Annotated in this window: 19 protein-coding genes; 5 read left to right on the top strand and 14 right to left on the bottom strand. The window is 58.1% G+C overall.

Going from position 1 to position 18,757, the window contains the following annotated elements; genetic code table 11:
• Nucleotides 1–75 precede the first annotated feature (75 nt).
• Nucleotides 76–1,560: a sensor histidine kinase gene (locus IPU70_RS10875; RefSeq protein WP_371818906.1), complete on the bottom strand. Its 1,485-nt coding sequence runs from the start codon at nt 1,558–1,560 to the stop codon at nt 76–78.
• Entirely contained in the window at nt 1,550–2,227 is a 678-nt protein-coding gene (locus IPU70_RS10870; protein WP_063639109.1) for a response regulator, read from the bottom strand. Before IPU70_RS10870 ends, IPU70_RS10875 begins: the two co-directional genes overlap by 11 nt.
• 489 nt (nt 2,228–2,716) lie before the next feature.
• Here IPU70_RS10870 and IPU70_RS10865 point away from each other — a divergent pair, with 489 nt between their 5' ends.
• On the top strand, nt 2,717–4,084 hold the full coding sequence (locus IPU70_RS10865) for a ClcB-like voltage-gated chloride channel protein (RefSeq protein ID WP_207467254.1): 1,368 nt from the start codon (nt 2,717–2,719) through the stop codon (nt 4,082–4,084).
• 56 nt (nt 4,085–4,140) lie between these two features.
• Here IPU70_RS10865 and IPU70_RS10860 read toward each other — a convergent pair whose 3' ends face one another.
• The gene (locus tag IPU70_RS10860) at nt 4,141–4,593 is read right to left on the bottom strand and encodes a GNAT family N-acetyltransferase (RefSeq protein ID WP_207467252.1); all 453 of its coding nucleotides are present in this window, start codon (nt 4,591–4,593) and stop codon (nt 4,141–4,143) included.
• 185 nt (nt 4,594–4,778) lie between these two features.
• Between IPU70_RS10860 and IPU70_RS10855 the strand changes: the two genes are divergently transcribed.
• Nucleotides 4,779–5,114 (top strand): hypothetical protein, encoded by a 336-nt coding sequence (locus tag IPU70_RS10855; RefSeq protein ID WP_207467249.1) that lies wholly within the window; start codon nt 4,779–4,781, stop codon nt 5,112–5,114.
• Nucleotides 5,115–5,138: 24 nt separating this feature from the next.
• Here IPU70_RS10855 and IPU70_RS10850 read toward each other — a convergent pair whose 3' ends face one another.
• Complete coding sequence (locus IPU70_RS10850; protein ID WP_207467247.1) at nt 5,139–5,696, bottom strand: hypothetical protein; 558 nt, start codon at nt 5,694–5,696, stop codon at nt 5,139–5,141.
• 42 nt (nt 5,697–5,738) lie between these two features.
• Here IPU70_RS10850 and IPU70_RS10845 point away from each other — a divergent pair, with 42 nt between their 5' ends.
• Nucleotides 5,739–6,095: a hypothetical protein gene (locus IPU70_RS10845; protein ID WP_013397064.1), complete on the top strand. Its 357-nt coding sequence runs from the start codon at nt 5,739–5,741 to the stop codon at nt 6,093–6,095.
• An 891-nt stretch (nt 6,096–6,986) separates the two neighbouring features.
• On the opposite strand, the gene IPU70_RS10840 is transcribed toward IPU70_RS10845, so the two are convergent.
• The 8 genes from IPU70_RS10840 to IPU70_RS32970 all read right to left on the bottom strand — a co-directional run bounded on the left by IPU70_RS10840 (nt 6,987) and on the right by IPU70_RS32970 (nt 13,222).
• Complete coding sequence (locus IPU70_RS10840) at nt 6,987–9,800, bottom strand: toprim domain-containing protein (protein ID WP_207467245.1); 2,814 nt, start codon at nt 9,798–9,800, stop codon at nt 6,987–6,989.
• Nucleotides 9,797–10,273, bottom strand: a complete 477-nt coding sequence (locus IPU70_RS10835; RefSeq protein ID WP_207467243.1) for an AlpA family transcriptional regulator — start codon at nt 10,271–10,273, stop codon at nt 9,797–9,799. The genes IPU70_RS10840 and IPU70_RS10835 overlap by 4 nt, the downstream gene beginning before the upstream one ends.
• A 10-nt stretch (nt 10,274–10,283) precedes the next feature.
• Complete coding sequence (locus tag IPU70_RS10830; protein ID WP_207467241.1) at nt 10,284–10,754, bottom strand: DUF1484 family protein; 471 nt, start codon at nt 10,752–10,754, stop codon at nt 10,284–10,286.
• Nucleotides 10,747–11,598 (bottom strand): hypothetical protein, encoded by an 852-nt coding sequence (locus tag IPU70_RS32770; RefSeq protein ID WP_242702421.1) that lies wholly within the window; start codon nt 11,596–11,598, stop codon nt 10,747–10,749. The genes IPU70_RS10830 and IPU70_RS32770 overlap by 8 nt, the downstream gene beginning before the upstream one ends.
• A 95-nt stretch (nt 11,599–11,693) precedes the next feature.
• On the bottom strand, nt 11,694–11,939 hold the full coding sequence (locus IPU70_RS10815; RefSeq protein WP_207467235.1) for an ogr/Delta-like zinc finger family protein: 246 nt from the start codon (nt 11,937–11,939) through the stop codon (nt 11,694–11,696).
• Between the two features lie 2 nt (nt 11,940–11,941).
• Nucleotides 11,942–12,178, bottom strand: a complete 237-nt coding sequence (locus IPU70_RS10810) for a hypothetical protein (protein ID WP_207467232.1) — start codon at nt 12,176–12,178, stop codon at nt 11,942–11,944.
• Between the two features lie 35 nt (nt 12,179–12,213).
• A complete protein-coding gene (locus tag IPU70_RS10805) occupies nt 12,214–12,951 on the bottom strand; it encodes a hypothetical protein (RefSeq protein WP_207467230.1) in 738 nt (245 codons plus the stop codon).
• Between the two features lie 19 nt (nt 12,952–12,970).
• Nucleotides 12,971–13,222, bottom strand: a complete 252-nt coding sequence (locus IPU70_RS32970; RefSeq protein WP_207467228.1) for an AlpA family transcriptional regulator — start codon at nt 13,220–13,222, stop codon at nt 12,971–12,973.
• A gap of 999 nt (nt 13,223–14,221) precedes the next feature.
• Here IPU70_RS32970 and IPU70_RS10795 point away from each other — a divergent pair.
• Nucleotides 14,222–15,253 carry a hypothetical protein gene (locus IPU70_RS10795; RefSeq protein WP_207467226.1) on the top strand — a complete coding sequence of 344 codons (1,032 nt, stop codon included), beginning with the start codon at nt 14,222–14,224 and terminating at the stop codon, nt 15,251–15,253.
• Nucleotides 15,250–15,945, top strand: coding sequence for a hypothetical protein (locus tag IPU70_RS10790; protein ID WP_207467224.1), 696 nt, complete (start codon nt 15,250–15,252; stop codon nt 15,943–15,945). The genes IPU70_RS10795 and IPU70_RS10790 overlap by 4 nt, the downstream gene beginning before the upstream one ends.
• Here the strand turns inward: IPU70_RS10790 and IPU70_RS10785 are convergent.
• Entirely contained in the window at nt 15,909–17,162 is a 1,254-nt protein-coding gene (locus IPU70_RS10785; RefSeq protein WP_207467222.1) for a site-specific integrase, read from the bottom strand. The two genes, IPU70_RS10790 and IPU70_RS10785, sit on opposite strands and share 37 nt — an antisense overlap.
• A gap of 182 nt (nt 17,163–17,344) precedes the next feature.
• A complete protein-coding gene (gene mnmE, locus IPU70_RS10780) occupies nt 17,345–18,697 on the bottom strand; it encodes a tRNA uridine-5-carboxymethylaminomethyl(34) synthesis GTPase MnmE (RefSeq protein WP_207467220.1) in 1,353 nt (450 codons plus the stop codon).
• Nucleotides 18,698–18,757 lie beyond the last annotated feature (60 nt).

Genomic DNA, 18,757 nt, shown 5'->3' with positions numbered 1-18,757 from the left:
CTGCTCAGACGGTTCTTTCCGCGATAACGGCCCCAGTGGACGCAACCGTACAAAAACCAAGCTTTCCAAAAGCTTTCAATTCCGGCTGTTTTCCTGATGCGGCGCAGCATCTTCCCGGTTTTCGAGGGTAAACACCAATGCCGCCCTCAGGCCCGGCAGCGGGACCCGGTTTTCCAGCTGTAGACGCGCCCCCAAAGTTTCGGCGATGGTCCCCACGATGGCTAGTCCCAGACCGGCGCCGGGCTTGTTTTTGCCCGCTGCTCCCCGCCGGAAGCGGATGCAGGCGCGGGCTATGTCCTCCGCCGACATGCCCGGGCCGCTGTCTTCGACCACCAGCCTGGCCTGCCCGGCTTCCACCTGGACCTTCACCGTGACCTCCCCCGCGGACGAGGTGTAACGAATGGCGTTGTCCACCAGGTTGCTGACCGCTTCCCGAAGCAGCCACTCCGCCCCCAGCACAGTAACGGGCCGGATATCGGCTTCCAGACCGATGTCGAGCTGGCGGGCGCGGGCGGTCGGAAGCAGGCCACGGATGACCCCATCAGCCAGATCGACCAGGTCCACCGGTTCTGGGGTGAATCCGCCTTCGGCCAGGGAAGCGTCCTTAGCGCGCGCCAGGGCGAGCATTTGGTTGGTGGTGCGTGTGGCCCTGTCCAAGCCCTCTTGCATCGCCAGAAGGGCTGTACGGACCTCCTGGGGGTCTGTTTCGCGCAGGGCATAGGCCGTTTGGGTCCGTAAAACCGACAACGGCGTGCGCAACTGGTGCGATGCGTCGTCCAGGAACTGACTCTGGACCCTCGCCTGGGCCGCAAAACGGGCCATGTGGAGGTTTACGGCCGAGACCAGGGGTAGGACCTCACCTGGCATCTCCGAAGCGCTCACGGGGCTTAAATCGTCCGCAGAACGGCCTTCCACCTCCTGACGTAGCCGGGCAAGGGGACGCAGGGCCATGAAAACCCCCAGGATGATCACCAGGACGCTGATCAGGATCACGGCCAGGTCCCGCTCCACCGAGCGCACCAGCACCTGGTGCAGGAACGCCTGCCGGGTATCCAGGCCTTCGGCTACCTGCACGATAACCCGTCCCCCTTTATTCGCGTACAGGGGGGGATCCATCGGCCGGGCCAGGGCCGCAACCCGTACGGGCGTGCCCTGGTAATCGGCGTAGAAAAAACGCGGTTCGCCCGAAACCAGGGGTTCGGCAGGCATGGGCAGGCCCGGATTGCCGATTTCCGCGAGTCCGTCCTCGGTGGCGACTCGGTAAAACACGCTGCCATTGGCCGTCAGCTCGAAAAATTCCAGCATCAGGTAGGGCTGCTCCATGGCTAATCCACCGCTGGCTGTGGATATGTTGTGGTCGATGGCGCGCAGCGCTCCGGAGAGCGATCGGTCGTAGGCAATGTCAACCTGGTTGCGCAACTGGTGGTTCGACAGCCACAGGGCTCCCATCATCACGAAGACCAGCGTGGGGATCAGCCACCAGAGAAGCTGGGTCTTCAGCGTGCGATTGCGTTTTTTTGACGCGAAAAATCCCTTTTTTTCCGCACTTCTAGTTGTCAACAAGGTTCTCCAGGCAGTAGCCCATGCCTCGCATGGTCACGATTTGCACACCGGTATCCGCCAATTTTTTGCGCAAACGATGCACCACGACCTCGATGGCTTCCAGGTTGATGTCCGCATCGTCGGTCAGGATGCGGTCCAGGATCTGCTGCTTGTTGATGGGTTCGCCGCTTTTCTGGATCAGTACTCGCAAAACCGAGTGTTCACGTGGGGATAACTGCAACGGCTGTCCGCCGACCGTGAATTTTTGAGCGGAAGTCTCGAAAACCAGGTTTCCCAGAGTGAGTCGCGGGTGTTCGCGTCCGCGGCTGCGCCGGATCAGTGCGATCAATCGCGCTTCCAACTCTTCCACAACAAACGGTTTCGGCAGGAAATCGTCTGCTCCCTGGTGGAGCGTCCCGATTTTTTCGGCCAGCGAATCGCGCGCGGTCAAGACCAGTACCGGCGTACGGTCGTCCCGCGCGCGGATCTTCGCCAGCAAAGCATGGCCATCCATGCCCGGCAGTCCCAGATCCAGGATGACCGCGTCGAATTCTTCCATCGCCAGTCTTCTTTCGGCGACCAATCCGTCATCAGCCCACTCAACGACGAAACCCGCGTGTCTCGCCAGGCTTCTTGAAAGCCAGCGGGCAAGTTCGGCTTCGTCTTCTATCAGGAGGATGCGCATGGACGGAGTCCGGGGGGGGATGGCTGGGCGGAATGGGAGAGCATGTTTGGCTTTTCCTTTATTTCTCTTTATATAAAGACTAATGATTAATAAGGCCTGTGGATAACTACCTTAACCTTGAAAACCTCTTTTTTTTCATCAGCTTGCAGCCGTTTTTGCCTGTGCAAGAACTCTGTGTGGGAAAAAAGCTGAAGTTGGACAAGATTTTGGACCCTGTCCGAAACCCCCGCTTGTTCAACTTGCCTCCACAAAATGTGCACAAGGCAGCTACTTAGGAGTTATCCACAGGGCCTTTCTGCCGGGCGAGCTCCAAAAGCGGCACTTTTACCCCGAAAAACGTCCGGTTGCCACCCTGTTTTTTTGCCCTTCTGGAGGCGTTTGGAGGCCCTCCAAGGCGTTCGCGGAAAGCGGGATTCGAGGGGAGACGCGTAGCCATTCTTGACTGGGAACTGAACAAAAAGTGAGCAGGTTCCGCCGTAGAATTCCGCCATGGCGACAGAAATCAGAATCAAGAAATCGGGTTGGGCAATCTGGCTGAGAAGCCGTTTGCTGGCGGACAATTTGCCGGCCACGCTGTGCGCCGCGGCGCTGATGGGCCTGTTGGGGGCGCTGGCCACCGTGGTCTTCCGGGAAATGCTGGGGTGGGCGCAGATGCTGCTCGGCGGCGTAGATGCGCCGCATGGCATGGTGTCAGTCGCCCGGGGGCTGAGCCCATGGCAACGCTTTTTGATGCCGGCCATAGGCGGCGCCGTAGCCGGCATCATCCTGCAGATGGCGGCCAGATGGCTGCCTAAGCGCGGCGCGGCGGACTATATGGAGGCGATTTCCATCGGCCGCGGGGTCATCGGTTTCCGCCAGACGGTTGCGCGCAGTCTGTCGTCGATTTTTTCCATCGGCTCCGGCGCCTCCATCGGCCGTGAGGGGCCCATGGTGCAGTTGGCGGCGATGTTGTCATCCCTGACGGGACGTTATCTGGTGCTGCCGCCGCGGCATTTGCGTTTGTTGGTCGCCTGCGGCGCCACGGCGGGGATCACTTCCGCCTACAACGCGCCCATTGCCGGCGCCCTGTTCATTTCCGAGATCGTTTTTGGAGCGATCGCTTCGGCCACGTTGGTGCCGCTGGTCGTATCGTCGGTCGTGGCGAACATAGTGACGCGCCAGATCCTGCATTACGACGCGGTTTTTCATATGCCGCCCTTCACTTTCGTCTCCGGATGGGAAGTCATCAACTATCTGGGGTTGGGGGTGATCGCAGGCCTGGCGGCGCCGCAATTCCTGCGTTTCCTGGACACGGCGCGCGCCGCGTTCGGTCGCGTGCCCGCGCCGCTGTGGGTACGCATGGCATTGGGCGGCCTGATCGTCGGCGCCTTGTCGGTGGTGAATCCCGAGGTCTGGGGCAATGGCTACAGCGTGGTCAACAGCATGTTGCATACGCAATGGGCCTGGCAGGCGGTGGCCGCCATTCTGCTGTTGAAAACGCTGGCGACCGCGGCCAGCGTGGGTTCGGGCGCAGTGGGCGGGGTGTTTACGCCCACGCTGTTCGTGGGGGCGGCGCTGGGCGCCCTGTACGGGACCGGCCTGCAGGCCTTGTTTCCCGCGGAGGATCTGTCGGCGGTATCCAGTTATGCAGTGGTCGGCATGGGGGCTTTGCTGGCTGCCACCACCTATGCGCCATTGATGTCCATACTGATGATTTTCGAGATGACGCTCAGCTATGAAGTCATGCTGCCGCTGATGCTGGCCTGCATTACGGGTTACGTGATCGCGCATCGCATACGGCCGGAATCGGTGTACGCGAAATCTCTGGCCAGCAATCGGCGCGCACAACGCGTCGTGGCGAGGGAGCGCGAAGAGTGATCAAGTTTCAGTAATACGAGCAAATATTCGCATTTTATTTTGTAGGGAAAGGCCCTTTAAATAAGGGGCTTTTTCATGAAGACGCGTTTCAAACCTATCTCTTCGGCTCGATGGGTCTCCACATACCCGTATCGCGTGTAGATAGCGATGTTCTCGGTCATTTTCTCTTGGGTGTACAGACGAATGCAGTCATACCCCGCCTGGCGCGCCGCGTCTTCGGCGAATAGCATCAGGTCGCGGCCATAGCCTTTGCCCTGCGCTTGCGGCGCCACCGCGATGTTGTCCAGCAGCAGGCAATCGTCTTCGTGAATCAGGACCAGGACACCCTGCACCGCATCCTGCGCCCGCAATACATGGACCATGCCCTGCGCGACCCGGGCCGGATAATCATCCCGCATCGGTCCGGGTATTGCGCCAATGCGGGCGACATAGGGTCCGTAGGCTTGCGCCACGATCCGCTCGATGTCGGGCAGGTCTTCGGAGGTGGCGAGGCGTATGTCGGGGGGCATGCGAATTCCGGATAGTGCGCTGCCCGGCGCGGGCGGATTTCCCAGGAATATAGGACGTTCAGGCCGTCGCAGGATTGTTTTGCCAAATAGTTATAAAATTTATAACTAATAGTTCGCGTGTATACCCCGAAGATGATGTGCGATCACCGAAGAAAATACTTGAGTGATCTCGCAAAGGAGTGTCAATGGCACCTAATACGTCTTTCCCGGTGAATGGCGCGTCCGACAACCTGTGGGATGAGTATGCAAAGTTCCACGAGGCTTGTTCAGGCGTGCTGGATCGGGTCGAGCAGCACAGGGATAGCGGCATCGCCATGTCGGAAAGCGAATTGTCGGAGCTGAGAACCATGGCGCTCAACCTCAGCGCGTTTGGGCGGGTGTTGCATGGCAAAAGAGCGCGGGAAATGCGTCAGCTGGCCGACCGCGCCGACCGCGTGCTGGGCCACGTCGAAACGTCGCCTCGCGCCCCGATCAAGGAAGAGAGCGAGTCCGAGGACAACTCTGCCGCAGTAACGGGCTGAGCCCGAGCGCAGGACCCTGTATTGTCATGCGGGCCGCCGGCGCAGGAGTGAGCGCCCCATGGCCCCGATCATCTTGAGCGTGTACAACACGAACAAGGATCCCGTAATGTCTCCGGTCAGCATCGCGATGAAGCCGTCCGCGAGCGCGGACCTTTCTCCCTGCAGAAAGAACCAGAGATGGTGAATCGCCGTGTTCATCAGTGCGTAGACTACGGCGCAGATCAGCAGGCGCCAGGCGGTGAGATTGCCCAGGTCCGGCTGCAGTCGCAACGCCGACCTGGCCCAGCGGTAAGCCAGATAGGGAGCGGCGGCGGCCATGATGCCGCCCGCCACCGAGCGCAGGACGTCGTCGGGAAAATAATAGAAAAAGCAGGCCACCCAGGATCCCGCCAACAGGCCCAGCGCCGCTGGCAGGCCGAACAGCAGCGTGCATATCAGGCGCACGCCTGCTGGCAGATAGATCCAGTTGATGCCGCGCACAAACTCAAGGTTGGTGAAAACCCACTCATTGACTGCCAGACTGCCCAGGAACAGTGCCATCGTCACCAGAGCCCATTTGCCCTGATCTAGAATGTTCTCCATGCCTCGAATTCCGCCGCTTATCGGTCGCTGCGTCCATTATCCATGAAAGAAAAAAAGAGACCTGCCGATATCTATCTGCGCTTTCTGCGCCTGGCCGACGCGCTGCGCGGCCTGCCTTCCTTGCCGTCGCTCGATCCCATGGAAGAACGCATACTCACGCTGATAGCGCGCGCATCGCAGGAACAGCGCCGCTTGTCCGTGCGCGACGTGATGGCGGTGGACAGCATAGGCTCGCCCGCGACTTTGCATGCGCGCTTGAAATCCATGCGTGAGAAAGGCTGGGTGCTGCTTGTCGATACCGAAGATGCGCGCCGCAAGCAGGTTGAATTGAGCCAGGCCGCGCTGTCGCACTTCGACCGCTTGTCCGAATGCCTGGTGGAAGCGGCGCGCAAGCACTGAATGCCGGGCTGCGGCGCTGCAACACGCGATAGCGCGGCTTATTTCCCGATACAGAAAATAGAAAATGCCTCAAGAGCCGCATAAATAAAGGCTTCTGACGAAGATGAACTCTGACGTGTACTCATATGTGTACTCAACTACAAAAAAACAGAGGTGCGGGAGCAGGCCGCTTTCGAGTCATGCGGAGCAAGTGAACACCGCATGCTAGGTCTGGGGGAACGGGGAATTGGCAGGTCCCATGTAGGTCTGAGCGAAGCGTGGCGACAGGGTACAGGGGGAAAAGTGCTGAGGAACCGAGGGACCACGCCTTAAAAAATTCTGTTTTCTTTAAAATCAATGGGTTGAGCCTCATTGTGGTCCCTCGCTTTCCCTAAAAGCCCCTCGGTTCGTCCCTCGGTTTCCCTCGGAATTGGTTCTGAAACCGAGGGACCGAGAAATAAGAATTGTTTCTTTAGTGAGGGACTGGCTCTTTTCCTTTTTAGCTTCCTTTCTTCTTCTATTTCTTTGTTTTTAAAAGAGAAAAGAGAAAAAAGAAGGCAGAGAAGAAAAAGCAGGTCCCTCGGAAAGTATGACAAACCGAGGGACTTTGAGGGGTAACCGAGGGACTTTGGAGACAAACCGAGGGACCTAAAAAAGGAACTTCTGCTCAAACATCAGAGACTTAGCAAAAATCCAGAGTTGTAACCTCGGTTCATTTTCATTCTGCCTGTGGCCCCTGGAAGAACTTGGGCTGAAATCGCCTCGAAAATTCCTTACCCGCTCGGCGGGGCGTTGATCTCTTTCTTCATCGCGTAGGGTGTTGTTGATACGCACATAGGGTTATTGCCAAAGAAACAAGCCCGCGCGCGGCGGGCTGGTGGAAGCGATTGGAAGTTGACCAGCCGGGCGCGGTCAGCCGGGCGGCCCTAGGTCTGGCGTGGCGTACAGACCGAGTGCCTCGAGCTTGGCCAGGCTGACCGCTGTCATGCGCTGTGCGCGGTTGCCCCGGATGACCTTATCCACGTTTTCCAGGGGCTTTCCACCATAGGTGGCCACGACGCCGGACTGCATGAGCTGCTGCTTGAAGATGCGGCCCGTTTTGATGGGCAAGCTATCAAACTTGGCCCGCAGATGCGGGGCGGTCGAAAGGTGATCCATGATGTGGTTCGGCCGCACGAAGAGCGCCACGTCTTCCCCTTCGTCGGTCAGTACCTTGTCCCAGGCATAGGGGTAGGCGAAACGCTGCGCCTCGATCTCGGACAGCACAATCTCCATGATCCAGACCCATGGCAGGCGCGTGCCGTTGGTGTCGGCGATATGGGTGTTCATCTCGGCCATCAGGTCTTCGGCAAAGTCGCCCTGCGTGGCCCCAATACCGGCGAATTCGGCCAGCAACACCCACGCCATCAGCACGGCGGCGTAGTTCTCCATCATGCGCCGGGCCGTGGCATCGTGATCGTCGGCGCGGCAGCGCTGGGCGCAGCGGTCAAGGCATTTCGCGTGCAAGTCCCGGATGCGTGCTGGGGCCTGGCTGGCCAGGAACTGCAACCACTCCCACATCGGGAATTGCGGCAGGTCGTGCGGAATGATCTTGCCCTGTTTAGCCACAGAGAGAGACGTGCGGCAGATCTTCGATTGCAGGCTTTCCACGTCCACTTCTTCACCTGCCAGCAGCACCGGAGCGCACATTAGGTATGGCGTGAGCGCGGCCCCGACACGCGTGAACTCGGTGCGATAGGTAGCCTGCAACAGACCGTCGATGTCGGACAGCACCATCTTGGGCAACTTGGAGAACTCGTCCCAACCAACCGGATGCGTGGTGTAGGACACTGAGGCGCGGCGACGGTGATCGGTCTTGAGCATTTGACCCGAAAGCACCTGAAATGCGAGGGTCGATTGCATGCCTTCGAGCAACTTCGATTTGCCGGAACCTTTCTCGGCCTGCATCTGCAAGTGCGGATAGAACCCCAGCACGGTTTTCAGGTGCGCGCCCAATGCCCAGACTAGACTGATTGCGGCAGCGTTGCTGTGGAAAGTTGCCTGATAGGCTGCGATGACGCTGGCGGCATGTTGGCGGCCGCCACGCGGGAACTGCATGTTGTAGTACAGGCATTGCTTCTGCGGCTCCATGAAATAGCAGTCTCGACCTTCGAGCGCGGCCAACTTCCCCGCTCGCCACGCCAACCCAACGAAGTTCACCACGTCCCGCGCGCCCAGATCGGCGGTACGCTCCAAGATGTTGATCATCCGCGCAAACTCCGACGGCTTCCAGATGTAGCCGAACTTCCCTTTCCACCATTCCAAGTTGTAGAGCCGCTCTCGGATGATCACCTCGCGGCGCAGTGTCGGGCCGTCGCTGCCCACCTGAGCACTGACGCCGAATACGGTCTCGGGCTGTGAGTCTGGTGTGCCGTTGATGGTGGACAAGTGGCTTTGGATGCTGAGCCGGGCCAGTCCTGCGATGCGAAACGAGCACAGGTCGCCCAGGTCTTCCGAGCGTGAGGATTCGCCTTCGTCGTCTGGGTTGTCCTTGAATTTCTCCACGTAGTGCGTGAAGTCTTCCTTTACCCGATAGCGCCAGTACGCGCCGAAGTCATGGCCGGGCAGAAAGACCCGGCGTGTACCCTCCAGATTGTCGCCACCGCCCGGCATACCGGGGATGAGCCAAGGTTCCAGCATCTTCAAACGTCGGGTCAGCTCATCCGCGCCGTGCACCTTCAACACATCATTGATGTCTTCGCCTTCGTCCCAATCCTGCATGTCCACCAGCATTGCGCCGATGTCCAAGGCGGTAAGGACTTCCGACAGCCGCCAGGCGGCGGCTAGGCCGGGGCGCTGGCCGTTGCGCTCGTTTACCGGATCGCGATGATCAAGCGCAATGATGACGCGCTTGCCGCGCAGCCATGACCAATCGATGTGTTCAACGTTGCCAATGCCTCGAAGGGCAAAGGCGGTAGTGCCCACGGGGAAATGCCCGCATTCGACGGATAGCGCATTGATGGGGCTTTCGACGATATAGACGGTGTGAGCGCGGCGCAGGCGCTTGAAATCCGAGGTCCAGCCGTAGCCCTCCTTTTCTCCCTGGCATTGGGCTTTGACCCCGCCATTGAGCGCCGCATCGGCATAGCGCAGATCGACGGCGACGATGCGGGTGGAATCGGGTTCGCGGACGATAAAGGTCACGGCAGGTCCACCGTGGCGGGCCTGGCCAGCCGCGATTTTGTCGCTGGTCCAAGTGTTCCAGCCGATGACCCGCTGGGCGATGGCTTGCCGGATAATCGACTCGGAAATGCCGCGCCCCATCAGATAGTCCACGGCGGACTGCGGGTCGATCAGGCTCCGATCGGCGATGTATTCGGCCGCACTCTTGCGAATAGCCTCCTGGTGGTCGCTTCCGCCGTTTTTGGGCGTCAGTACCGGCATGGGTATGCCGTACCACTGCCCAAGCAGTTTGGCGGCCTCCAGGGGCGTGGAAACGTCCGGCATGCAGTACTGCACTAGATCAATGCAGCTGCCGCAAGCGTCACTGCCAGACCAGTCTTTCCAAGCGCGGCCGTCATTGAAGATAGAGACTGACGCGCTTTTGTCGGTGTGGTTAGGACTGTGGTAATTACCGTTCGCGCCCTGGCGCCTCATGCCCAGTCGGGTCGCCAAGTCGTGCAGGTTTACATCGGCCTTTAGTAGATCGAACCAATCGGCGAGATTGCGTGCAGTAGGCGTATTCATGCCTTTCTCCCGTTGGTGATTCGCCTGGAAGAACCTGCCGCGCTAGCACCGCATTCGTCGTCGGCGTGTGCTCGGTATGTGTTGGGGGAAGCTATCCAGTTAAGAACGTCACTGCCTCGATAACGCGTGCAGCGTGAGCCTAAATGAATAGGTTGCGGCGCTTTGCCGACTGCCACATACCTTCCCCAAGTTGCCCGGCCAATTCCGACAAGGGAAGCAATCTCCTTCCAGGAATACAGGCCGTCACGCTGCAATTTGTCGGCAGCATGCCTGTGCGGAACGTTGTTACGCGATTTCGTTGCTATGCGCTCCTGTTGGATTGAGGTTGCCTCCGCACTGCGTTTGGCTTCCTGTTCAATAGCCTCTATCAGCGTGGAGGTTAAGGTGCTCAGATGCGACAGGGCGCGCTGCGTTTCCTTCAATGTTTCGAGAACAATCACCATCGCGGGCGAACGCTTCTGCATGGGTTTCATGACATCTCCTTCACAGCAGCTTGCCGACTGCGCTGGTAGCACGATCGAATTGACGCATCAGCGGATGCAGTAGGCCGCGCACTTGCGAACCGTCGGCGGCAAACCGGTCGCTATGGCCCATCAGAGACACGAATAGCTCCAGCCCCTCACAAGCGCTGTACAACTCTTCGCAGGCGTCACCGATATAGGTCTCGATGTCGCTGGCCAACGCGTGCAGTGGTGTGAGTAATGCCGCCGCCTCATGGTTCGACGCCAGGTCTACACCGGTCGCCGCGATGAACTGCGTGAGTAATTCACGATGGCGCGACAGTGCGAGCGTGGGCCTGAAGGTGGTAGGCCGCGGTGCGGTGGCCACGCGGGCGCTTGCTACGAAAGGCGTTGCCGGAGGCGTGGCCACCACATCGGCCAGCGGGGCTTTGGGCGTGGAGTCCTTGAGCGCGGCCAATAGGACATCGAGCGGGGAAGCTTGATGATCAGCCATGGTGATTGCCTCCCGCTATGAAAGCCGCGATGCGCTGGGCGTAGGCTTGGCGAAAGACGGCTGTGACCGCCATGACGTTGTGCGGATCGGCGTGGGCCAGCAGCTGGCGCAGGCAGGTTTCACGGTACTCGGCCAGCGACCAGTCAGGCGCGGTGCGGTTCAACCATTGTGCGGCGGCATGAGTGCCAGCGACGGCGAAAACAAGGATATGAACGGGGGATGCGATCAGTCCAGAATGGACGTGCGAAAGACGGGCCATGAATGGCTCCTTATGCGGGTTGAACCCGCGCCCCATCGCCAAATGGGGTGGGCGGGCAGAAAGCAGGGTTGGCGAACCGGCGCATAAGGAAACCGGCAGGGCGTTAGCCCTCCCCGCAATCGCCCGCCCATAGAAGGCGCGCAATGGCGTGCGGACGTAAAAATACCGCCGGGCGGCGGTTGTCCGCCTTATGCAATGCTGGTCGCCAAACCAGGCCGCGTTTGTTTCCGCGACGATTGAATTCTCGCTTAAGCCTTCGGCCGAGTCAATGTGCTTTGACGCTACTTTGTTGCCTTTTCGACCTCTTTTTCCAAATCGGCACTCTTCTTTCCCTGCCTCGATCTCGGGATGCCAAATGCTTCGAACTCTGGATTGGGTTGCTTTCCCCGAGTGATGGTGCGTGCAATTTTCAATGTAGATATCCAACTGCTGCTGCAATAGATCAGCGGGCACTGAAACATAAGTTCTGATTCGATTAGCGAAACTTGTTTGATGCTTTTTGCATGGGTTTTTGTCCCACAATTTGGGCATGACATGCTGATGGAGTTCATAGGCTCTTGCCGAATGAGTTTTGACGATGTTCATATTGTGCGCTAGGTTCCAGCCGCATGAAAGTGGACGCAAAAAACCCCGCACGCGGGCGGGGATCCTGTGCAGAAAAGACAGATGGGTAAGCGGCGCTACGGGCGGGGCCGCATCGCGTACAGCGGCCTCGGCGTATATGGCAAAGCAGCTTCAATTTCCGGGTCGGGCTTGCCACTCGGCGACAACGTGCGCACCGCTTCGAGCGTCGCCATCCACGTATGCCCGCATTCGATATCCCGGCATTGATACTTCACTTCGCGCAGGGTTCGAGAGAGTTCCTTGCTAGTGCGCGCTGTTGCCATCGTGCCGCAGTGCGGACATTTCATTCCGATGACGTTCATGGTTAGCAGTCCGTTTCTACCGCTGCATTGATCCGCTCTTGCAAGGCGCGGGACATGGCCTTGCTTCGTGCGCGAGCGTCGGCAAGCTTATCGACAGCGCTCGAATACATATGGCCGCAGCGTTGATTCATGCAGCGATAGTGAAAGGTGCCGGTGGGCGAATTGGTGAACGCTTCTTCGTAGCGGTCGATGTCGTTGAGGGTGTTGCACCTAGGGCAATTTGGATGTTGGTGAGGCATGATTCTTACTCTGTCAAATAGAGGATTTCGTGCCGCTATTGAGCAGCAGAGACATTGGTGGATTTCTGTGCTGCCAGTGCGCGTTGACGGTGGCGCGCGGCTAGCGAGATGTTCCGTGGATCGAAGTCCTGCCAGCCAGGAGCAAGTGCAAAGACCGAGTAGACGTCATCGCTTTCCATGGTGCTTCGGTTTTCAAGAAAGTGATCGCGTACCCTTTTCAGAACAATATGAATCGCCCTGTCGGTCGCGCTTTCAAAACCCATTGTGACCGCTTCGGAGATCCGGGTTGCGCCATCTTTCGCAATGCAAGCGAAGATGTGCAATGACATTGCTTTGTAGAGACTAGTGCATTCGCCAACGGCAGCGCCTAGCACGTGCTCGCTTTGTAGGCTGATAGCGTGTTCGCGAGCGTCCAGCATCGAACGGGTGCAGCCCTCTGCGTGGAATTTGACCTCCTCGAAGGCGGCTTCGTGTTCGTTGGCCAACTCGCGATAGTCTTCAGCCAGGCTATAGGCCGCCCGCTCTTGTGCAACGAGGTCGCGCAGCTTCTTGGGTGATGCGTCGGCACTTCGGATCAGGTCCTGGCGATCCGCCTTGGCCTTCGTTGCTTCGGCTTCGGCGTCGTCAGCACTTCGCCGCATCTTCGCGGCTTCTGCCTTGCGCGTCAGTGCCGCGTCGCGAGCTTGGATGAAGTTGCCCTTCGCGTCTTCGAAAGCGGCGAGCGGCTCGGCGAGGTGTCCCATAGGTACGGCAGGGGTAATCGTATTCGACATTTCAGGTTCTCGCGAAAACTCAGTGATTGCGGGCTGCGATGCGGGTCTGCATCCAGTTGCTGATATCGGAAGCCAGCCACGCCACGCTTTTGGGACCTAGCTGTACTTGAGCCGGGAAAAGGCCAAGCTTGATGCGACCGTAAATCGCTGAGCGGGACAGGCCACACATTTCGCAGACCTGGTGCATACGGAGGAAGCGATCTTGCGCGACAAGTCCGGGGGAATGGTGGCGCGCTGCGGCAGGTGCCGCAGAAGGTACTGATTGCGTCATGGTGGTTCTCATTGGTTTCTGTCCAAGCAAGTAATTGCGGATATGCGTAGACGAAGCTGGACTGAAGTCATGATGCAAAGGCGCGGGCGGTGCGGCAAGGAACGCCGTTTGTCGCTGGGCCTGCGACAACGAGAGGTGGCAAAATCTTGAGTGAATAGAGGCTTACGGCAACGGACGGCTTGTGCTTGTCGAAGTCATCGATTCGATACTTGTCCGCAATGGCGGCTACAGCCGCTAAGACGTTGCGCTTGGCGCGGGACTTGCCACCCCCCTCGGCGGACCCTTACGCGTCGCATGGCGACGGCGCATCGCGCTGAGTGAGGCATTGGTGGCTATAGGTTGCGCACCAGCCGCTAGTGGCCACGAAGAGGCTTACTCCTTTCGCGCGCACTTCCCCCTCCCGCCTGCGCACTGGCTAAACGTACGAGAAGTGACGCACCGGGGGAAATGTCCCTGGCGTCCGCGAATACAGGCTTTCTGAGCCGATTTAGGGTGTGACAGGTGACGCAAAACGACGCACCAACGACGCACTTTGGAGACGCGCTGGAAATCGCAGGGAGATCTTCAGTCAGGTGATATCAAGAGCGGGAATCGACGGCATCATTCCATCTGTGCCGACGGCCAAGGGCGCGCGCGAGGCACGAAGAGTGCATTAGAGGTGCGCATCGCGGATGCACTCTGGATAGCTTGTATTTGAAAGCTATCCGGGTGTGCCAGTGGCCGACCAGGGGACACCTTGAAAAATTTCAAACATCTGTGTTAGCGCGCGATGAAAAGGGCGAAGAAGGGCTCCAGTTGTCGGGATCATGAGCAGTGATCCATTTTGTGTATGTTGGGGCGGTCGCGACCCGTCTAGGCTTGCGCTATGTATGTGTGCTTATCCGGTTTGGCGTTGCTACCGCTCGCAGAGTCTCAATTTCGACAGGAATATCTTATGCACGGATTATTCTTATCGGATACGATCCGTTACGAGACTGCAAATCATTAGGACGGAAAGGAATGAGCACAAAAACGAAGAACGCCGCTTTCGCCAACTTCATCTGCCATTTTGGTGATGAGCTAGAGCTAATGGATCGGTTGGAAGAAATCGTCCTTCCTGCATTTCTAAACAAGTACGAACGCGAATTCGGACTGACGGACTACTTCTTTCACGACGCACAATTGTTAGACTTGAAGTCAGAAGACGGAACGAAGAATCTCGCCATTTGCGGTCGGCTGATCAAGAACACGGTCATCGTTCGTGAGCAGGTTTACAAGCACGGGGTACTTCGGAAAAAACTGAGGAAGTTCGAGTCCGCACCATCTTCGTTGTTCGTGTTGTTGTTGGATGGTCATAAGCTGATCTATGTGCCGGAAGTCGTTGGTGCCCCTCCTCTAAGTGCATTTCAATCTACAACTCTGAATTTTCTGAAGCAAGCACGCGAGGATTTCGTTCGAGCGCAGCATGCCAAGCTTAAGAAGGTGGCTGAGCGCAAGAGTGAGAAGAAGCCGACCCTTAGTGCGTTGTTCCTGGAGCACCCGCTTCCAACCTTGGAAGTCGTTGCATTAGCCAGCGAGGGATCGTTGCATGCGTTTGTTCAAAAATTCAAAACACTGAAGTTCTTGAGTCTGAAGCTTCATCAGCCGAACAATGAACAAGATTTCGACGGATTTTTTGAACAAGTACGTGGCAAACGAAAGTTGCTCGGAGCCAACGACGCGGACCTAACTTACCGCAACGCAGAAGGCCTAAACAAGGCTCAAGTTGCGGCACACGCAGAAGCTTCATTGGACGGAAACACTGACATCGTTATGGACGGAGTGGATAAAGAGGGAAACAAATTGAAGGGAAATAATGAGGATTTTAAAGTTCAAGTCCCTATCACCGACATTCCCGACTCCGTACCCGAAGCCGCGATGAAATTGTTCCGTGCGTTTGAGCAATCGGTGAAGACTAAGCTGATCCATCTCGCGAAACGAGTACGTAACGATGCTGCTACGCAGAAACTCGAAACCGTGAGGAAAGCGCGGTTGGAGAAAAGATCGCAATGAAGGATGAAACACCAAACCTTTCAGCGCTGACCAAAGAGAAGTCTTTGTTCGCGCTGTACCGCCTTTCGTGGCGGTTTCCTCAACGGAAGTTCAATTGTGCAGTGGCTGCGGTGATAGCGTTGGCTGTCGCGGGCTATTGCGCGATGAGTGAGGTGTCTACGGACATACTGGTAACAACAGTGCGCAAGGCAGGTGAGGTTGGCCTGAGTCTGTCCACATCGCTGCTAGGCTTCTTGATAGCTGGTTTTACAATCTTCGCAACTATCACAAAGATTGACCTGTTTGTGAGGATGGCGAAGGAAGAGTACAAAGTTAAGACGCGAAACGGGGAGCTAAAAGGTACTGGAGAGAGTTGGCTGAAATACAGCCTATCGGCCTTCATGGTTGTGTTCGTGCACTACGTTTCGTTCTTATTCGCGTGCATTCTCATCGCGTTGTTTGGTCAAGCTTACGGCCCCTTACCATTCGCCTTTTCCCTCTTCTTGCAAATGTTCCCGCCTGATGCGATTGATTTGGCTAGGCGAGCCGTTGTTAGCCTGTGCCTAGTCGCTTTTTCTACGTGGTTGGTGTACTTGGTACTGCTACTAAAATCCTTCGTCTTTAACACCTACCAAGTGCTGGTCATTACTGTGAGATGGGAAAGCCAAGAAGATTCTCACGATGATAGCAATGGCCCGAGTGCAGGCGTCTGACGCGTCGATTCACCGCCCATTTCGCCCGGCATGTTTTCAGGTGGCAGCGAGACAATCGCCTCCAGGTACGTGGCCCATCTTTGAAGCATAGCCCTTCGTTGATCGGCATACTCTGCGCGGTTGTATATCCCCCGCACGCCGCCGACGGTGTGATTCAAGGCTTTTTCAACTACATCCGAAGACCATCCTGCCTCATGAAGCAGTGTGGACGCAGTACGCCGCAGGTCATGTATGGTGAACGCAGGGAGAGCTTGGTTCTGTAGTGCCACCTTGAGTGCGCTGTTGATTGCGTTGTCGGCAAACGGCTTGTGGATACTCCCGCGGCCCGGTAATACAAGATGGCTGTCGCCGGCCAATTTATGAAGTTCTCGAAATGCAGCAACGGCCTGCGCGGATAGAAAAACAATATGCGGCTTGCGCGTCTTGGAATTTTCTACGGGGATGTGCCATTCGGCATGTACAAAATTCACGTCCTTCCACTCCGCGCGGAAGAGTTCCGATTTGCGTACAAGCGTGAATAGCAGTAGTTGGAGCGCCAGCTTGAACTGGCGCCGTATGCTCGACTGCATAGACGCTTGAAGAAACTGTCGTATCTCTTCCGGATTCAACGTACGATCTCGGCTCTTAGCGCGATGTACGTGCCGCATAGGTAATGCTAGAACCGGGTTTGCCGCGATCAGTCCACAGGTCATTGCATAATCGAACAATCGCTTTAACACGCCGCGCAGCGCGCCGGCGGCGGCATCTCGCCCGTGATCCTTCTTCTCCCAGATAATCGCGCGTACGTCTTCAACGGTGACGTCGCTCACCGCCTTGTTGCCGATGGCGGGCAGAATAGACTTATCCACATAACGTTTCGGTAGCGTGATGTCCTTTCGGTCTCGGGCAACGATGTCCCGCATGTATCGATAGCTGAAGTCGCGCACGGTCGTGGACTCCGACAGCGCAGCCCTGTTCTTCTTCTTTTCTTCGGCTGGCGACTTGCCCAGGCTGACCTGCATCGCGGCGAAGTCCCGTTGCGTGCGCGCCAACTTGAGCGACATATCAGGATAGCGGCCAAGGTTGACCTTGTGCTGTTTCCCATTCAGCCGATATCGGTAATGCCATAGCTTCCCGCCGGTGGGGAAGACTTCAACGACCAAGCCCCGTTCGTCGGTCACGCTGTAGCGTGCGTCACGCGGCTTGAGCGCCTTGATGCCTGCTTCTGTAAGAGCCATGCCAACTTTTGAGTACACATTGGAAGAAAGGCGAGTATAGCGGCCAATGTGTACTCATATGTGTACTCAAAAAAAGCTGGATTTGTCAGGACGGTGCTGGACGTATGTGGACAATAAATCCAGTATTCATGCGGGTTGTAGGCCGATTGGATGGACGATATTGGACGTCCGTGGAACTACTATTATTTCCCGATGCAGAAGCTCGAGAAAATCTCACCCAGCAGATCGTCGCTGGTGAACTTGCCGGTGATGCTGGACAGGCTGTCATGCGCCAGCCGCAGTTCTTCCGCAAACAGATCCAGCACGCGGTCGTCCTGCTCAGCATGCGCGCCAGCAAGTTCCAGGTGCTCCGCCGCGTCCTGCAGGGCGTGCAGATGCCGTTCGCGCGCCAGCCAGGGAGATTCGCCGCCGGGATTCCAGCCGGCGATACGCAGCAACTCCGCGCGCAGTTCGTCCAGACCCGCGCCGCGCTTGGCCGAAATGCCAAGTTCCTGAGGGCCGGCAGCAAAGGGTGTGGATAACAGGTCCACCTTGTTGAAAACCTTGAGCACCGGCGTGCGCGGCGGCAGGCGCGCGGTGATCTGGGCGTCCAGCTCGTCGCCGGGCTGCGTGGCATCCTGCAAGTGCAGGATGACGTCGGCGCGCTCGATCTCCTGCCAGGTGCGCGCAATGCCTATGCTCTCCACCGTGTCCTCGGTTTCCCTGAGACCGGCCGTGTCGACGATGTGCAGCGGCACGCCGTCGATGTGGATCTCCTGCACCACCTTGTCGCGGGTCGTGCCCGCGATCGGGGTGACGATGGCGATGTCATCGCCCGCCAGCGCGTTGAGCAGGCTGGACTTGCCCACGTTGGGTTGGCCGGCCAGCACCACATGCAGGCCTTCGCGCAGGATCACGCCCTGGCGCGCCTGCGCGATGAGTTTGGTAAGGTCGGCAGTCAGGGCTTCCAGGGTCGGGCGGGCCTGGTACTTCTCCAGGAAGTCGATCTCTTCCTCGGGGAAATCCAGGGTTGCCTCGACCAGCATGCGCAAATGGATGATGCGGTCCGACAGGTCGTTCACGCGGGCGGAAAAATCGCCCGACAGCGATGCCATGGCGCCGCGCGCGGCGGCCACTGACGAGGCCTCGATCAAATCGGCTACGGCTTCTGCCTGAGCCAGGTCCATGCGGTCGTTGAGGAAGGCGCGGCGCGTGAATTCGCCGGGTTCGGCCAGCCGGATGTCGAGGTCGCGGCCTGCGGCCAGGCAGCTTTCCAGTACGCGGCGCAGTACCGCCGGGCCGCCATGCCCTTGCAGTTCGAGCACGTCTTCGCCGGTATAGGAATGCGGCGCGCGGAAGTAGATGGCGATGCCTTCGTCCAGCAATTCGCCGGCGCCGGATTTGAACGGCAGGTAGTGCGCATGGCGCGGCGTCAATTCGCGCTGGAACAGGCGGCGCACAAGTTCGGACAGGTCCGTGCCGGAGATGCGGACGACGCCGATACCGCCTCTTCCGGGGGCGGTTGCGATGGCGGCGATGGGGGCGTAGGCGGACATATTTCGGGCAAGGCGAGGCGAGAACAATAAGGGAATATAACTGTTGCGCCGTCCCTTGTT

This window comes from Achromobacter sp. SD115 (assembly GCF_017355315.1).
GTDB lineage: Bacteria > Pseudomonadota > Gammaproteobacteria > Burkholderiales > Burkholderiaceae_B > Achromobacter > Achromobacter xylosoxidans_B.
This window is presented reverse-complemented; position numbering and strand designations above follow the sequence as displayed.

What these genes read in the sequence shown, in the direction of transcription:
- mnmE (WP_207467220.1), bottom strand. Translation starts at nt 18,697, where the DNA reads ATGTCCGCCTACGCCCCCATCGCCGCCATCGCAACCGCCCCCGGAAGA.
- IPU70_RS10865 (WP_207467254.1), top strand. Translation starts at nt 2,717, where the DNA reads ATGGCGACAGAAATCAGAATCAAGAAATCGGGTTGGGCAATCTGGCTG.
- IPU70_RS10795 (WP_207467226.1), top strand. Translation starts at nt 14,222, where the DNA reads ATGAGCACAAAAACGAAGAACGCCGCTTTCGCCAACTTCATCTGCCAT.
- IPU70_RS10855 (WP_207467249.1), top strand. Translation starts at nt 4,779, where the DNA reads ATGGCACCTAATACGTCTTTCCCGGTGAATGGCGCGTCCGACAACCTG.
- IPU70_RS10870 (WP_063639109.1), bottom strand. Translation starts at nt 2,227, where the DNA reads ATGCGCATCCTCCTGATAGAAGACGAAGCCGAACTTGCCCGCTGGCTT.
- IPU70_RS10810 (WP_207467232.1), bottom strand. Translation starts at nt 12,178, where the DNA reads ATGCCTCACCAACATCCAAATTGCCCTAGGTGCAACACCCTCAACGAC.
- IPU70_RS10830 (WP_207467241.1), bottom strand. Translation starts at nt 10,754, where the DNA reads ATGGCTGATCATCAAGCTTCCCCGCTCGATGTCCTATTGGCCGCGCTC.
- IPU70_RS32970 (WP_207467228.1), bottom strand. Translation starts at nt 13,222, where the DNA reads ATGACGCAATCAGTACCTTCTGCGGCACCTGCCGCAGCGCGCCACCAT.
- IPU70_RS10860 (WP_207467252.1), bottom strand. Translation starts at nt 4,593, where the DNA reads ATGCCCCCCGACATACGCCTCGCCACCTCCGAAGACCTGCCCGACATC.
- IPU70_RS10845 (WP_013397064.1), top strand. Translation starts at nt 5,739, where the DNA reads ATGAAAGAAAAAAAGAGACCTGCCGATATCTATCTGCGCTTTCTGCGC.
- IPU70_RS10835 (WP_207467243.1), bottom strand. Translation starts at nt 10,273, where the DNA reads ATGAAACCCATGCAGAAGCGTTCGCCCGCGATGGTGATTGTTCTCGAA.
- IPU70_RS10840 (WP_207467245.1), bottom strand. Translation starts at nt 9,800, where the DNA reads ATGAATACGCCTACTGCACGCAATCTCGCCGATTGGTTCGATCTACTA.
- IPU70_RS10790 (WP_207467224.1), top strand. Translation starts at nt 15,250, where the DNA reads ATGAAGGATGAAACACCAAACCTTTCAGCGCTGACCAAAGAGAAGTCT.
- IPU70_RS10805 (WP_207467230.1), bottom strand. Translation starts at nt 12,951, where the DNA reads ATGTCGAATACGATTACCCCTGCCGTACCTATGGGACACCTCGCCGAG.
- IPU70_RS10850 (WP_207467247.1), bottom strand. Translation starts at nt 5,696, where the DNA reads ATGGAGAACATTCTAGATCAGGGCAAATGGGCTCTGGTGACGATGGCA.
- IPU70_RS10785 (WP_207467222.1), bottom strand. Translation starts at nt 17,162, where the DNA reads ATGGCTCTTACAGAAGCAGGCATCAAGGCGCTCAAGCCGCGTGACGCA.
- IPU70_RS32770 (WP_242702421.1), bottom strand. Translation starts at nt 11,598, where the DNA reads ATGAACATCGTCAAAACTCATTCGGCAAGAGCCTATGAACTCCATCAG.
- IPU70_RS10815 (WP_207467235.1), bottom strand. Translation starts at nt 11,939, where the DNA reads ATGAACGTCATCGGAATGAAATGTCCGCACTGCGGCACGATGGCAACA.